This window comes from Gordonia aichiensis NBRC 108223 (assembly GCF_000332975.1).
In the GTDB taxonomy this organism is placed as follows: Bacteria; Actinomycetota; Actinomycetes; order Mycobacteriales; family Mycobacteriaceae; genus Gordonia; species Gordonia aichiensis.
On sequence record NZ_BANR01000003.1, the window covers coordinates 365225 to 381328 of the forward strand.

Sequence of the window (16104 nt, forward strand, 5' to 3'; positions counted from 1 at the left end):
GGGTGTCACAGCACGGTCCGGTCGCCCCCACGCGGGATCGGCGGCGACGCGATGAGTGGGCCGTCGAGTCATCTGCTTGCCGCACGACGGTAGAGCAGCAGCGACAACGGCATGCACACGGCGAGGATCGCGATGCTCCAGGCGACCGAGTAGCCGAGTGCGTGGTCGGCGACCCAGCCCGTCGGCGGCACGAAGTTCGACGGCGCGCCGTTGCCGAGGTGCTCACGGCTCGTCGTGGCGACGGCCGTCACCGGATTCCACTCGGCGATGGTTCGCAACGGGCCCGGCAGGCTTGCCGCGGAGATGAATGCCGACGACAGAAATGTCACGGGGAACATCCACAGGAATCCGATACTCTGTGCCACTTCGACATTCGGCGCTGCCAAGCCGGTCACGGCGCCGACCCAGGCCATGGCGAGAGCGAACAGCACGATCACCCCGAACGCCACCGCGGCGTCGGCGATCGAGCCATAGATGCGCCACCCGATCACCAGGCCGCTGACCACCATGACCGCGAGTCCGACGAGGCCGAGCAACATGTCCGAGCCGACTCGACCGGCGATGACCGCCAACCGGGACATGGGCAGCGAGCGGAGCCGGTCGATGATGCCGTCCGACATGTCGTTGGCGAGACCCACGGTGGTGAATGCGGCGTTGAACACCACTGTCTGCGTGAAGATTCCGGCCATCAGGTACTCGCGGTAGGAGTGTCCTCCGAAGGTCGCCCCGAAGACGTAGGCGAAGAGAAACACGAACATCAACGGCTGGATGGTCGCGCTCACGAGCAGGGTGGGGATGCGGCGCACCGTGAGCAGATTGCGCTCGACGATGACTGCGGTGTCAGTGAACATCGGCTGGCTCCCGTGTGTCGAGGTGCGTCGTCGTCTCGGCCGGGTCGGCGTCGACGCTGCGATCGGTCAGGTGCAGGAAGACGTCGTCGAGTGTCGGTCCCGCGACCGACACGCTGCGCACGGATGCTCCGCCTGCGTCGAGCGCACGGACGGCGTCGGGGATGTCGGCGGCGCCGTCGGCGACGGGAACCGTCCACGTCGTTGCGTCCGATTGGTTCGGTGTGCCGACACCGATCGCCGCCAGAGTCCGTGCGATCACCGCGGATTGCGCGGGGGTGGGCTCGCCGTCGAACTCGGCGGTGAGGATCTGCGGTGTGATCGAATTCTTGAGTTCGTCGGCACTGCCCTGAGCACGGATGCGTCCGTGGTCGATGACGGTGATCTCGTCGGCCAACGTGTCGGCCTCCTCGAGGTACTGCGTCGTCAACAACACGGTCGTCCCGGAGTCGACCTGTGCGGCGATCAGGTCCCAGATCTGGCGTCGACCACGTGGGTCGAGGCCGGTCGTCGGCTCGTCGAGGATGACCAGACGCGGATGGTTGATGAGCGCACCCGCCAGATCGAGTCGACGCCGCATGCCTCCCGAATAGGTGCGCATGGGTCTGTCGGCGGCGTCGTCGAGTCCGAGGTCGGCGATCATCTCGCGCGCCATCCTCGACGCGTCGCGCCGTCGATGGCCGTAGAGTTGCGCCACCATACGCAGGTTCTCGAAGCCGGTCAGTGTTCCGTCCACGGCTGCGTATTGACCTGAGACGCCGATGATCTCGCGAGCCCGGTCGGGTTCGCCCACGGCGTCGATCCCGTCGACGGTCACGGTTCCCGCGTCGGGTCGCAACAGCGTGGCCACCATTCGGACGGTGGTGGTCTTCCCGGCACCGTTGGGGCCGAGCAACGCGTGGACGGTGCCCGCGGGAATGGTGAGATCGAGGTTGTCGACGGCGGTGACGACCCGCCCGCGACGAGCGAGGCCAGAGGTGAACACCTTTCGCACACCACGTATCTCGAGTGCGTTGCCGGGCACGGCTCCCGCCGCGGTGTCGATGGGCATCGTGTCGGTGTCGGCCGGATCCGTGGCGGGCCCGGTGTCGATGGGATCAGTCAGCCTGTGTCGTCCGGTGGTCGGCACGGGTACTCCCTTCCATTGCTTCGATCAGGCTCGCGGGGCGTAGATCGGTCCAGTTCTCCTCGACGTAGCTCAAGCAGTCGTCGTGGCCGGACGGCCCGTATACGCTGCGCCAGCCCGCGGGGACCGGGGCGAACTGCGGCCACAGCGAGTGCTGGTTCTCCTGGTTGACGAGCACCAAGAACACGCCGTCGACGTCATCGAATGGATTGGTCATGAGTCATTCCTCCTCGGTGATGCGATGCCGCGACCAGCGTCGCGGTCGTGGGGACAGGACATGTGCGTAGTCGACGACGTTCTGCGGCAACAGCATCCGTGCATGCGTGCAGTCGACGTCGATGTTGTGAATGGTGCCGTCGACGTAGGGACGCCACCCGTCGACCGCACGCGCGCCCGGTTGCGATGCGCGGGTGGCGGACACGAAGGTGATGTCTCCGTGGAAGACCCGCGGACGCCACGGATTCGCGAGATCGCCCGCTTGCTCGAACACCTGGTGCACCGTGCCGAACTCGTCCCTCGACAGCCCTCCGAGCAACCCGCCCGCCGCGCGCACCGCATGCCACGCGTCGTCGACATTTGGTGACGTGGTGGGATCGGTGGTGCTGATGCCGAACTCACTGAGCAACTCACCGATGGACGGCTCGGTCACCAGGTCTGGGCGGTCGGCGAGAACGTAGGAGTCGAGGATCGTGAGATCGCCGACGACCTCTCCGCTGCCCTGCAGGATCACCGCGATCTCCTGTGCGATGATCCCGCCGAGTGACCAGCCGAGCAGGTGGTAGGGACCGTGTGGCGCCACGGACTGGATCTGCTCGGCGTAGTAGGCCGCGAGCTCGCCCAGTGACGTCGGTGCCGGTAGCCCCGACAGCGTCGGGTGCTGTAGCCCGTACACCGCACGATTGGGTTCGAGATGGGGCAGTAGCGACGTGAATGCCCAGGACAGACCGATGGCCGGGTGTATGACGAACAGCGGTGGCGCTACGGCCGGATCGGAGTGCTGCGGGGTCGACCGCCGCCCGATCAGTACATCCCAGGCCGAGCGCGCGGTCTGTTCGGTCGTGCCCGATGAGCCGGACCCGGGATCGGCCTGCACCGCGAGCTCGGAAACCGTCGGCGCCGCGAACACCTGGTGGGCACGGATGTCGACCCCGAGAACCGACGAGAGCCGCTCGGCGAGAGTCGTTGCCTGCAGCGAGTTCCCGCCGAGATCGAAGAAGCTCGTATCCGCGGCGATCTCGTCGTCTGTCAGTCCGAGTACCTCGACGAAGACCGTCGCAATCGCGGTCTCGGTGCCCGGTCGCGGAGCCCTGCCGCTCCGCGAGATCTGCGGAGTGGGGAGTGCGGTGCGGTCGAGTTTGCCGACCGGGGTCAGCGGGATCTCGTCGAGAACGGTGACGGTCGCTGGCACCATGTGACGCGGAAGTCGTTGCGGCAGAGCTGCTCGGAGGTCATCTCCGACCGTCGAAGCGACCGCCGTCGCGTCAGGCACGAGTGTCACGTAGCTGTGCAATGTGGCATCGGCCTGCGCCGGTGGTGCGTCGTTGCCGTGCTGATTGGTCCCGCCGATCACGGTGACCGCGAAATCGACGCGAGGGTCGGCGGTCAGTGCGTCGTCGATCTCACCGAGCTCGACGCGGAAGCCGCGCACCTGCACCTGACCGTCACTTCGTGCCACATAGGACAGTCGTCCGTCGGGCGTCCATCGCACGAGATCACCTGTGCGATACATCCGGTGGCCCGCGAAGTCGTCTCCGGCGACCATTGGCACCGGTAGATACCTCGATGCGGTGAGTCCCGGGCGCCGGTGGTAACCGCGGGTGACCTGCGAGCCGATCAGATACAGCTCACCGACGACACCGACGGGCACCGGATGGAGTCGTGAATCGAGGACGAGCGCGCTCACGCCGTTGTTCGGTGTGCCCATGGTCAGCTCGTCGTGTGCCCGCAACGGGTCACTGGAGGTGGTGATGACTGTGGTCTCGGTGGGTCCGTAGACGTTCAGGATCCGACGTCCCGCAGACCAGCGGCGCGCGAGGTCGGCGCCGAAGGCCTCGCCGCCGATCGCCAGGCAGCGCAGGGTGGGGGCGTCGGTCGGCGACATGCTCGCCACTGCAGCGGGCGTGATGAATGCATGCGTCACGCGGTTGCGGGTGAGGAACTGCGCCAACGGTTTTCCGCCGTACACGTCGGTGGGAGCGATGACCAGGCACGCCGAACCCGCTGCCGCGAGCAGGAATTCGAGGACCGATGCATCGAAGCTCGGTGACGCGAAATGCAGCACCCGTGAGTCCTGGCGCGGCGTCATCCGCGCGCGCAACTCGTCCCGCACCGCGCGAAGCCCGGAATGGGGCACCAGAACCCCTTTCGGGCGGCCCGTCGAGCCGGACGTGTAGATGATGTAGGCCAGCCCGTCGACGCGAGCACCGATCGTCTCCGTGTCCGCGAGGGGTGCCGCCGACTGTCGGGCGAGCCGGTCGCGTACCGCCCGGTCGTCGACGACGATCACCTGCGCCGCCGCCGGGGCGCTGTCGCGGTGCGCCGAGTCGGTCACCACCAGTTGCGCACCGCTGTCGGCGAGCATGTGGGCGATGCGCTCGGGCGGGTACGTCGGGTCGACCGGGACGTACGCCGCCCCCGTCCGCACGATCGCCCAGATCGCCACGAGAGCCTCGATGGATCGGGGAATGGCCATGGCCACCACCGGCTCCGGCTCGTCGGACGCGTGGGCGCCGCCGATGCCGCGTCCGAGGAGCAGGCGAGCGAGTCGGTTCGCCCTGGCGTCGAGTTCGCGATAGGTGATCTCGGTATCGCCGTCGGTGGCCGCGATGCCGTCGGGGTTGTGCGACACGGCATCGTCGAGGATCGCTCCGAAGGTCATCGGGTCGGCGCCGCGCGGCCCGCGGGCCGGTGCGACGTCGGCCACCTCGAGGGGATCGGTGACGCGGATGTCGCCGACCGCGCGCGCGGCGTCTGTGGTGATCGCGCGTACCACCCGCAGGAACCTGACCCCGAGCTCGTGGGCGTCGTGGTCCCGGTAGCGGTCGACGGCGAATGTCACCTCCAGCGACGCATCCGCGGAGTGCAGACCCGAAAGGGTGAACTGGAGTGCGAACTTGGCCTGCGCGGAACGAACCTCGCTGATCTGTCCGCGTAGTCCCGGAACCGGTTCGATCACGCCGCCTGCGATATCCGAGCCGTAGTCGTGGACCGACAGTGCCACCTCGAAGAGAGGATGCCCGCCGGCAGAGCGATCCGGATTCACCGCGGCCACGACGTCGTCGAAGGGCACCTCCCGGTGGTCGAGTGCATCGAGATCGTCGTCACGCACCCGAGCGAGGAGCTCACGAACGGGTTCGTCTCCGTCGATCTGCGTTCGCAGGGCGAGAGTGTTGACGAACATCCCGACGACACCGGACAGATCGGTATCGGGCAGGTCGGGAACGACGCGGTTGGCGACCGGCGTGCCGATCACCACATCGCTGCCGACTCCGAGCCGGTACATCAGGGTTGCCAGCGCTGTGTGGAGCAGGGTGAACGGCGTGGTCGACTGACTACGGGCGCAGGCGATCACCGCGTTACGGAGTTCGTCGTCGAGCGGAATCGACACCGTACCGGCAGCTGATGGCGTGCCCTCGGACGTGTGTGCGCGGATCGAGGTGAGCGGACGGCTCGGCCTCGGGGCGGAGTCGGCGGGAGCGCCTCGGAGGAGTGTCGTCCAGTAGGCCAGGTGGTCGCTGACCGCGGACCGGTGCTCCTCGGCACCGACGATCGCTGCGTAGTCGCGATAGCCGAAAGCCGCTTCCTCCCAGGTTGTTCGACGACCGGCGAGTCTCTCGGAGTAGGCCGTCGCGAGATCGCCAACCAGAATCGGCAACGACGCTCCGTCCGCGGCCACGTGGTGGATGACCAGAACCAGGATGTGCTCGCCGGTGGAGTCCGCCGAGATCCGGGTCAGCAGGTGCGCGCGCATCCCGGGCGCCACAGCGACGTCGATCGGTGCGGCGCACAGGCGTGAGATCAGTGTCATCGCGTCGGCGTCGTCCCGGTAGCCGAGCGGTTGCAGGTTTCCGATCGTCGATTCCGCGCCGACGAGCACGCCTCCGGTCTGCGCACCGCCCGATGTAGCGGGATAGACGGTGCGCAGACCTGCGTGCCGCGACACGAGGTCGATGAGTGCCTCGCGCAGCGCGTGCCGGTCGAGAGGACCGGTCAGGCGCAGCATGAAGGGCATCAGGTAGTCGGTCGACGTCGGATGCAGCCGCGCCAGCGACAGCAGTCGCCGCTGCATCGGAGCGACAGGAACCATACTGCTACGCACAGGGATTCGAACTCGACCGCGTGGTCCGTCGAGCGCGCCTGCGTCGCGGGCCGCGTCGGTCGTCGCTGCGTCCGCGTCCGAAGCCGTGCGCTCTGACGTGACCGGTGCTGCGTTGCGGGGTTGCGCAGTGAGTGGTGCTGTGCTGAGGGATTCGGGGCGGGCGAGTTCCGGGTCGACCAGTTCTGCGAGCGCGGCGACCGTCGGGTGGTCGAAGATCTCGCGTACGCGAAGTCTCGCTCCATCGTGGGTTCGCAACCTCGCCGCGAGTGCCGTTGCCTGCAGCGACGTGCCGCCCGCCTCGAAGAAGTCGGTGGCTGCACCGATGGACTCGACACCGACACCGAGGACGTCGGCCAGCGCGTCGGCCACCCGGCGCTGAGCCGGCGTCGTCAGTTCATGTGCGGTGGTCGTCGGGGCGATGGTCGGGGCGGGCAACGCACGCCGATCGATCTTTCCGTTGGGGGTCACCGGGAACCGGTCGAGGACCACAATGCCCGACGGCACCATCTGCCGGGGCAGTGAGACCGCGACGTGCGCGATGAGCGTCTGGTCGGCGAGGGTGTCTGCCGAGGCCGAGGCAACGTAGGCCACCAGACGTGCGTCGGCGCCGTTGCCGTGCACGAGCGTCAGCGCGCCGTCGACGTCCGGGTGGGAGGTGAGCGCGTTGTTCACCTCGTCCGGTTCGATGCGGAATCCGCGCACCTTCACCTGGTTGTCGCTGCGGCCGTCGAACACCAGCGCACCGGATCGGTTGCGGTGCACCACATCTCCGGTTCGGTACATCACCGCACCGCGCGCCCGTGGATCGGCGACGAATCGGCCCGCGGTGAGATCTGGGCGACCGAGGTAGCCGCGGGCGACGCCGGGGCCTGCGAGGTAGAGCTCGCCGGGCACGGTGTCCTGGACCGGCTGCAGGCGATGGTCGAGGACCATTGCGGTACAACCGGTCACGGGATGTCCGATCGTGATCTCGTCACCGGGGCTCAGCGGCGGCGACATCGTCGCCACGATCGTCGTCTCGGTGGGGCCGTAGCAGTTCACATATCGTCTGCCCGGCGCCCAGGCGGCAACGAGTTCGGCAGGCGAGGCCTCGCCTCCGACACCGAGGGTCCGCAACCGCGGAAGAGGTCGCGGTGTCGCGGCCATCAGCGCGGCGGGCGTGATGAAGGCGTGCGAGACGCCGTGCTCGTCGAGGAACTCGACGAGCTCGTCGCCACCGTAGATGGTCGGCGGCGCGATGACCATCGTCGCACCCGCGTCGAAGGCGAGCATGAACTCGAGGAACGTCGCATCGAAGCCCGGGGATGCGAAATGCAGTGTCCGGTCACCGGGCTGCACGTCGTAGCGGTCGCGTTGGCTCTGGCTGAAGGCCCCGATGCCGCGGTGGGTCACCGTGACTCCCTTCGGGGTGCCCGTCGAACCGGAGGTGTAGATCACGTATGCGGCGGCGTCGGGCAGGCGGGGCGCAGGGTCGGGCAGTCGATCGCCGGGGTGACCGAGTGCCTCGGTGTCGATCCAGCGCATGGTCGACGTCCCGTCGAGATGGCGATCGAGCCCGGGGTCGGTGATCCCGATCCGTGCGTCGGAATCGCGCAGCATGTGCTCGACGCGGTCGCTCGGATACCGTGCATCGATCGGGAGGACGACTCCGCCCGCGCGCAATACGGCCCAGAGCGCGGCGACGAATCGCCAGGATCGGGGGAGCGCTACGGCGACAACGTGTTCGGGTCCGACGCCCTCGGCACGCAGGGTGGCCGACCATCGCGCGGTGACCTCATCGAGCTGTGCGTATGTCATCGCGACATCGCCGTCCTCGACCGCGATCAGTTCCCGATGCCTGGTGGCGGTGAGATCGAGGAGGTCGGCGAGGTGGACCGGGTCAGGACTCGGCGTCGGATATGCGGGGAAGGCCGGGACGAGGTGTTCGTCGATGCGGCGTCGTGGGTGCTCGACGAGCGCGTGTGCGAGCTCGACGAAACCGTGTGCCAGTTCTTCTATACGCGTCCGACTGAACAGTTCGGTCGCGTACGTCATGCGGAGCGTGTCCCCGCGCGACTGCACTTCGAGGTCGAATCGTGCTGCGCCGGTGTCGACTTCCTCGATCTCGGTGCGCAGTCCACGCAGTGCGGCGTCGGACGTGGTGAGCGGATCGTCGTCGACGGTGAGCGAGATGGTGAAGACAGGGTGCCTGCCGGTGCGCGGCGGGCGCAGATCGGCCACCACCGCGTCGAAGGGCAGCTCCGCGTGCGAGAGGGCGTCGAGATCCACACGGCGCACCGCGTCGAGCAATTCCGTCGCCGACCACGCACCGTCGACCCGGGTGCGCAGGACGACCGAGTTGACGAACATGCCGACGAGGTGAGCAAGCCGCGAGTCCGTCCGGCCCGCGACGGGGGTGCCGATCACGATGTCGGCATCCGCCCCGGCGGTGTGGACGTCCTTGTCGGCGCTGTGTCGTGTCAGCAGCGCGGCGAGCACCGCGTGCATCGCCATGAACTCGGTCGTGGTGGTACTGCCGAGTTCGGTCAGGCGTGCGCGGACACCACGGTCGAAGGCCACGTCGACGACGTCGGCACCGCGTGCGGCGTTGCGGCGTTCCGACGGTGGGACGTCGGTCAGTAGCACGGGCGCCGGGTCGAGAGCGGCGAGTTCGCCCCGCCACCACTCGGTCAGCGCGGGCATCCGTTGCTCGAGCGACTCGCGCTGCCAGCGCAGGAAGTCGCGATAGTCGAGTGGGAGCGGATCTGCCGACGGTGATCGACCGTCGGACAGATCCGCGTAGGCGCCCGCGAGGTCACGCGCGAGTGGCGCCATCGACGCGCCGTCGGCGGCGATGTGGTGCACGACGACGGTCAGTTTGTGGTGGTCTGGCGAGTCGGTGAGTCGGTGCAACGCGACACGGATCGGGAGATCTCGGGTGAGGTCGAACCGGCGTCGCGCCAACGACTCCGCGTCGGCGCGCCATTGCGCAGGCGACGCGTCCTCCGCCACCAGTGTGATGTCACTGCCGGTTGTGACCCGCATCGTGGGGTGTCCGTCGTGCTCCGGGTAGACGGTGCGCAGGGGCTCGTGGCGGTCGATCACCCACCGGAGCGCGCCGGCCAGGGCATCGACGTCGAGGTCGCCGCGCAGGTCGAGTGCAAAGGCGATCGAGTACGAGGCGTCCGACGCGTCGTCGTCGGCTCCGAGTGTGTTGAGGAACCAGAGTTGTTGCTGCGCAGGCCCGCACGATGGAACGTCGGCCGTCGGATCGTGGCGGAGGAGCACCCGATCAGACGACGTGTCGTCACCGCCTACCGAGGCGAGTTCTGCGATGGTCGGATGCTCGAAGATGTCGCGAACCGCCAGCTGTGAACCGGTGCGTTGGGCGAGAACGTCGGCCACTCGCGTGGCGAGAAGCGAGTTACCGCCGAGATCGAAGAAGTCGTCGTCGACGCCGACCGCACCGGACTCGAGCTCGAGAACTTCGGCGAAGACCGAGCAGATCAGGCGCTCAGCCTCGGTACGGGGCATAGTGATCTCGCCGTCGCGGGTCACCTCGGCCTCATCGGGCGCCGGCAGCGCGCGCATGTCGATCTTGCCTGCCGGTGTCGTCGGAATCTCGGGCACTGCGATGATCGCGGCAGGAATCATGTGTCGTGGCAACCGCTCCCGCAGCTCCGACAACAGTCCTGCACGTTCACGGTGACCGACATGCTCGGCGTCGACACCGTCGAACGCGACGAACGAGATCAGGCGCGCCGCGGCGCCCTCTCCGTCGACGACACTGACCGCTGCCTGCACGTTGTCGAGAGCGGTCAGCGCGGCGTCGACCTCGCCGAGTTCGATGCGGTGCCCACGGACCTTGGCCTGCTGGTCGGCACGGCCACGGAATTCGAGACGGTGGTCGCGGGTCCAGCGCACCAGATCGCCGGTGCGGTACATCCGTTCGCCGGGATCGCCGAACGGGTTGGCGACGAAGCGCTTCGACGTCAGCCCGTGCACCCCGTGATAGCCCCGCGCCAGATGTGTTCCGGCGACGTAGAGTTCGCCCGTTGCCCCGGGTGCCACCGGGTGCAACCGCTCGTCGAGAACGACTGTGGACACGCCGCGAATCGGCCTGCCGATCGTCACGCGCGGCGACGACGCGATCGTCGGTGAATCGCCGATCGGGTCCGAAACGGTCGCCACGACCGTCGTCTCCGTCGGGCCGTAGGCGTTGAAGATGGTGGTGGTCTGTGCCCACTGACGGACCGCTTCGGCATTCGGGTGCTCGCCCCCGATGACCAGAACTTTCAAATCCGGTACCGCGGCGGGGTCCATCGTGGTCAGCAGCGACGGCGTGAGAAACGCGTGGGTGATACCGGCCGAGCGCATCAGATCGGTGAGCTGTGCACCTGCGAGGGGATCGGGCCCGACGATCCGCATTGTCGAGGCACCCGAGAACGCCATGAGGAGTTCGAGGACCGAGGCGTCGAAGCTCGGTGACGCCATGTGCATCGTGTGGCTGTCGGCGGTCAGCCCGAACTGCGACACCTGTTGTGCGGCGAAGTCGGCGAGACCACGATGGCTGACGACGACACCTTTCGGTGTGCCCGTCGTGCCGGAGGTGTAGATCATGTACGCGGGTTGGTCGACCGAGAGATCGTCACGGGGGCGCGCACCGGTGTCGGGTACGCCCTCATCGCCACGATCTCCGTCCAGTGTGAGTGTGGTGATGTGGTCTGCGGAGTCGCCGAGATTCGGAAGCGACGCGGTATCGGTGATCAGAAGGCGGGCGGCCGAATCGGTCAACATGAAGTCGATGCGGGCGTGTGGATAGGAAGGGTCGACAGGCACCCAGGCGGCACCGCACCGGGTGACCGCCCACACGGTACGTACCCACTCCACGCCTCGGGCGAGAGCGATGGCGACGAAGTCCTCGGGGCCGATTCCGTGCGCGCGTAGTCGCTGGGCGAGTTGTTCCGCAGCGGAGTCCAGTTCACGGTAGGTGAGTGCGTTCTCGCCGTCGGTGACGGCGATCCGGTCGGGCTCCGAGCGCACTGCCGCGGCGAGGATCGAGGAGAAGTGCTCAACGGGCCGGGTCCCCGCGCCGACGGCAGGCACCAGACCGAGCCGCTCGCTTGGGTCCAGCACTGCGATATCGCCAACCGGTCGCGTCGGGTCGTCGGTCACCGCGGTGATGATCCTGCCCAGTCGCGAGCCGAGACCGCGCACCGTGACGGCGTCGAAGAGTCTGGTGGCGTAGGCGATCTCGACGTCGATACCGGATCCTCGACCGTGCTCGTCGGTGTGCTCGACGAAGGTGAACGACAGGTCGAACTTGGTCTTCGCGATGTCGATCGGCGTCGCCGTCGCCCTCAAGCCGGGGAGGTCGATCGAGATGTCGTCACGGTTGTCCACCGCGAGTGACACCTGAAAGAACGGATGCACTTGCGCCGACCGCGGCGGATTCAGCTCCGTCACAAGATGATCGAAGGGCACCTCGGCGTGGTCGAAAGCCTCGAGGTCGGCGTCCCGGACGTCGCGCAGTACGGTCAGGAACGTCGAGTTCTTGTCGACGCGCGTGGGGAGCGCGAGAGTGTTGACGAACATGCCGACCAGCGCGTCGACATCGGCATCCCCCCGTCCCGACACAGGGGTGCCGACGATGACGTCGTCGGTACGGGCGAATCCGCGGAGCAGTGTGGCGACCGCGGCGTGGATCACCATGAACAGCGACGCGTCGTTGTCGGCGGCCACCGTCGTCAGTGCACGGTGGCGTTCCCGGGGGATGCGTATCGTCACCATGTCGCCAGAGACGTCGGAACCCTCCGAACGCGGGCGGTCGAGTGGCAGTTCGGTGTCGGCCGGTGCGTCGGCGAGACGGGTACGCCAGAAGTCGACGTCGGCGGTGTCGGACTGCCGAAGTGCCGCGTGTTGCGCGGCGGCGACGGCTGAATAGGTGACCGGCAACGGCTCCCATGACGGCGTGTGTCTGTCGATGCGTGCCCGGTAGGCGGTGGCGAGATCGGCGGCGAAGGGGGCCAACGACCATCCGTCGGCGGCGAGGTGGTGGATGACCACGACAAGAGCGTGGTCGTCAGCACCGACGCGGATGAGCCGTGTACGGATCGGGAAGTCGCGTGTGAGGTCGAAAGGCTGTGCCGCAACGTCTGCGGCGCGACGTCGCACCTCGGCCTCGTCGATCCCGTGCAGGTCGGTGACGTCGTCGATGTGCATGTCGATCGAGGCGTCTCCGGCGGGGTGGACGGCGAGGTACGGGTGCCCGTCGCGCTCGCTCACGGTGCTGCGCAGGGGCTCGTGTCGTGCGACGACATCGTTGACCGCCGCACCCAGCGCATCGACGTCGAGGTGTCCGACGAGGCGGACGCTGAACGGAATGTGGTACGCGCCAGCAGAATCGGGATCGAGACGGGCAGTCAGCCAGAGGCGGTGTTGCGCCGGGGACAAGGCCACCTGCTCGTCGGGCGCCGCGGTGGGTTCGGGGGCGTGCGTGGCGCTGGTGAGGTCGTCGTCGACACCGGCTGCGCGCAGAGCGTCGACGAGTGCCGCGAGGTCGGGGGCGTCGAAGACGGTGCGCAGCGGGAGTCGGTGTCCGGTCCGGCGTGCGAGGCGAGCGCTGATCCTGGTTGCCGACAGGGAGTTGCCGCCGAGCGTGAACAGGTTGTCCGACAGTGATATTCCACTTCCCGCGTGCGTGGAGGTCTCGGCCGTCGCCGGATCACCCGTACCGAGAACAGCGCCCACCGTCTCGACGACGGCGACCTCGAGTGCGCTGACCGGATCAACCCGGTCGGCGGCGGGTGTCGAGCGGTCAGGCGTCGGTAGTGCCGAGCGGTCGAGCTTGCCGTTGCTCGTCGTCGGCAGTGCAGGCAGTACGCCGATGGTCGACGGAACCATGTGGCCCAGAAGGTGATCGGCGAGCTCTGCGCGTAGGTCACGGGTCTTCAGGTCGGCCGAGCCCGCGACGTACCCCACCAGTTGCGTGCTCCCCGCGGCGTCGTCGACGGCGATGACGGCCGCCGCGCGAACACCGGGAATCGCCGCCAGCACCGATTCGACCTCTCCGAGTTCGACCCGCTGTCCGCGGATCTTGATCTGCGAGTCGGCCCGGCCGAGGTACTCGATCTCGCCATCGGCACGTCGACGCGCGAGATCGCCCGTGCGGTAGAGGCGGGCGCCCGGCTCCCGCGGATCGGGGACGAATCGTGCGGCGGTGAGGTCGGGGCGGTTGGCATACCCGCGAGCGAGTTGCACGCCACCGAGATAGAGCTCACCCGTCGCGCCGACCGGTTGAGGCATCAGGTGACGGTCGAGTATCTGGGCGGAAGTGTTGTCGACCGGGCGACCGATGGGGATGTCGCCGCAGTCGCTGCGGCATTCGTCGTGATAGGTCACGTCGATCGCGGCTTCGGTCGGTCCGTAGAGGTTGTGGACGGGCGCATCGGTGAGATCGCCGAAGGCCCCGACCGTGGCGGGTGTCAGCGCTTCACCGCTGGTGAAGACCCGCCGCAGAGATGCGAGTGCGGTCGTCGTCGACGAGATGTCGTCGCCGAGGGTCTCGGCGAACACCGACAGCATCGACGGCACGAAATGCAGTGTGGTGACGGACTCCTCGGCGATCACATCCCGCAGATACCACGGGTCCCGGTGACCATCCGGTCGCGCGACGACCAGTGCGGCCCCGGCGACGAAGGGCCAGAAGAACTCCCACACCGAGACGTCGAAGGTCGCAGGCGTCTTCTGCAGTACCCGGTCGCCGGTCTCGAGCCGGTAGCGGTCCTGCATCCAGAGGAGTCGGTTGACGATGGCCCGATGGTCGATCACGACACCCTTGGGCTTGCCGGTCGAGCCGGAGGTGAACAAGACGTAGGCGGGGTTGTGTGCGCGAGGCGCACGAAGCGTCCCGGCGCGCGGTGCGGAGGCGGCGGTCAGTTCGTCGATGGTCAGCACGGGTACGTCGGCGGCGGCCCAGTCGGACGCGGCGATGACTGCCGCGGGACGAGCTGTGTCGAGGATGTGGGCGAGACGTTGCGGCGGCTCCGCGGGATCGATGGGCAGGAACGCTGCGCCCGCGCGGATGACTGCGTGCAGCGCGACCACCTGGTCGACACTGCGCGCAAGGGAAACGCCGACAACCGATTCCGGGCCGATGCCGTGGGCTGCCAGCGTGTGGGCTGCGGCGCGCGTACGCGCGTCGAACGTCGCCGAGTCCAGTTCCGCGACGCCCGGTTCGATCAGGGCGGTATGCGTCGCGGGGCTCTGTGCGAGTGCGGCGTCGAGGAGTGAGACGAGCGTCGAGTGAGTAGGCGGCACGGTGCGTCCGTGCGCGGCGGCGTCGATGGCGAAGAGTTCGGCCGCGGTCGCCAGGGGAATGTCGACGACGGCGGCGTCGGCCGATGCGTCGACAATTCGGGTGAGGAAGTCGACGATACGGCTGTGGTGCACGGCGACGTCGTCAGCGGTGTAGATGTTCGGGTTGGCCTCGAGATCGAGGCGCATGCCGCCGGTGAATCCGTCGTAGACGTTGATCGACGCGTCTTCGACAGGTCCGGTGGACAACACGTTCAACTCGCCGCGCAGTGGACCGAAGTCGATGTGCTCGAAGAACAGCATGACGTTGACCATGGGGCCGAAGAATCCGCGCCTCCCGGTGGAGTCTCCGAGGATGTCGGAGGTGATCTCCTCATGTCGGAAACGCTGATGTCGCACCGCGGTTTTGATGTCGGAGTTCATGGTCCACAGCGCGTCGGCGACGGTGGTGGCGGGGTCGACGTCGAGGCCGACGGGTACGACATTGGATGTGAGGCCTGCAGAGGTACGCAGGAGGTCGGTGTCACGGCATGCCACAGGCAGACTCAGCAGGGCGTCGTCGCGATTGTTGAGCCGCGCCAGGTAGATCGCCACTGCAGCGGTGATCACCGAGGCAACCCGCACTCCGTGATCGGCGGCCAGCGAACGGATCCGAGCAACGAGGTCGGCGTCGAGTTCGGTGCTCTCGACGATCGCGACTGGAGCCGCGGCCCCACCGGACGTCGACAACGAGGTCGGCTGGGCGGCATCGTCTCCGGCGCGGTGCAGACGTTGCTCCCAGTGGGCTCGAGCGTCGGCGAAGGCATGCGAGTTGCGGTACTCGCGGTCGATGTCGGCAATCTGCGCCATGGTGGCACTCGTCGACGGTGGCGCATCGTGACCTTCGGTGATCGCGGTGTAGTGCGCGGCGACGCGGACCATCATGAACATTGCCGCGTAGCCGTCGAAGGCGATGTGGTGACCCCAGCAGTACCAGAGCACGTGCGCGGGGCTGAGGCGCAGGAGATAGGTCTCCAGGAGCGGCTCGGAGTACACGTCGACGCTGCGCGAGCGGTGCTCGTCGATCCACTCGAGCGCCCGCCCGCGCGGATCGTCGTCGTCGGAGAAGTCGACAAGGCCCAGCCTGATGTTCCTGCTGTGATCGACGAGGATGTGCGGCTCCCCGTCCTCGTCGTCGACAACGCGCAGTAGACCTGACTCGGTCTCGGCCACCGTGCGACGTACCGACGTGTCCATCACCTCGGCGTCGACGTCGTCGAAGAACTCGGCATATGCCGCTACCGACATGGGGATGTCGGGGTCGAGTTGCTGCGCGAAGAAGATGCCCCGCTGGGCGGCGGTGAGGGGGAGCGGGCGACTTCGGTCGTCGGCAACCGCGTCGATGTCGACGGTGTCGTGGGTGCTGGTGACGTGCGTAGCGCTCGCCTCGGTGCTCACTGTGCCTCCTCGTGGCGTGACCGACGTGAACGTGCACGCCGGTCGGTCGGGTGGTGGCGGCCCCTGTGACCGGTTGATCT

The 16104-nt window shown here is 67.8% G+C and carries 4 protein-coding genes; all 4 read right to left on the bottom strand.

What is annotated here, in order from left to right:
• Positions 1 to 68: 68 nt before the first annotated feature.
• Genes GOACH_RS03075 through GOACH_RS03090 form a run of 4 tightly spaced genes read right to left on the bottom strand, consistent with a single transcriptional unit; the run spans position 69 to position 16024 of the window.
• Positions 69 to 851: an ABC transporter permease gene (locus tag GOACH_RS03075; protein WP_005170359.1), complete on the bottom strand. Its 783-nt coding sequence runs from the start codon at positions 849 to 851 to the stop codon at positions 69 to 71.
• Complete coding sequence (locus tag GOACH_RS03080) at positions 841 to 1899, bottom strand: ABC transporter ATP-binding protein (protein WP_083859017.1); 1059 nt, start codon at positions 1897 to 1899, stop codon at positions 841 to 843. Before GOACH_RS03080 ends, GOACH_RS03075 begins: the two co-directional genes overlap by 11 nt.
• Positions 1900 to 1945: 46 nt before the next feature.
• A complete protein-coding gene (locus tag GOACH_RS03085) occupies positions 1946 to 2191 on the bottom strand; it encodes an MbtH family protein (protein ID WP_005170366.1) in 246 nt (81 codons plus the stop codon).
• A gap of 3 nt (positions 2192 to 2194) precedes the next feature.
• Positions 2195 to 16024, bottom strand: a complete 13830-nt coding sequence (locus tag GOACH_RS03090; protein ID WP_005170369.1) for a non-ribosomal peptide synthetase — start codon at positions 16022 to 16024, stop codon at positions 2195 to 2197.
• Positions 16025 to 16104 lie beyond the last annotated feature (80 nt).

Excerpts from the sequence above, each read along its gene's own strand:
- GOACH_RS03075 (WP_005170359.1), bottom strand. The coding sequence starts at position 851 with ATGTTCACTGACACCGCAGTCATCGTCGAGCGCAATCTGCTCACGGTG.
- GOACH_RS03080 (WP_083859017.1), bottom strand. The coding sequence starts at position 1,899 with ATGCCCATCGACACCGCGGCGGGAGCCGTGCCCGGCAACGCACTCGAG.
- GOACH_RS03085 (WP_005170366.1), bottom strand. The coding sequence starts at position 2,191 with ATGACCAATCCATTCGATGACGTCGACGGCGTGTTCTTGGTGCTCGTC.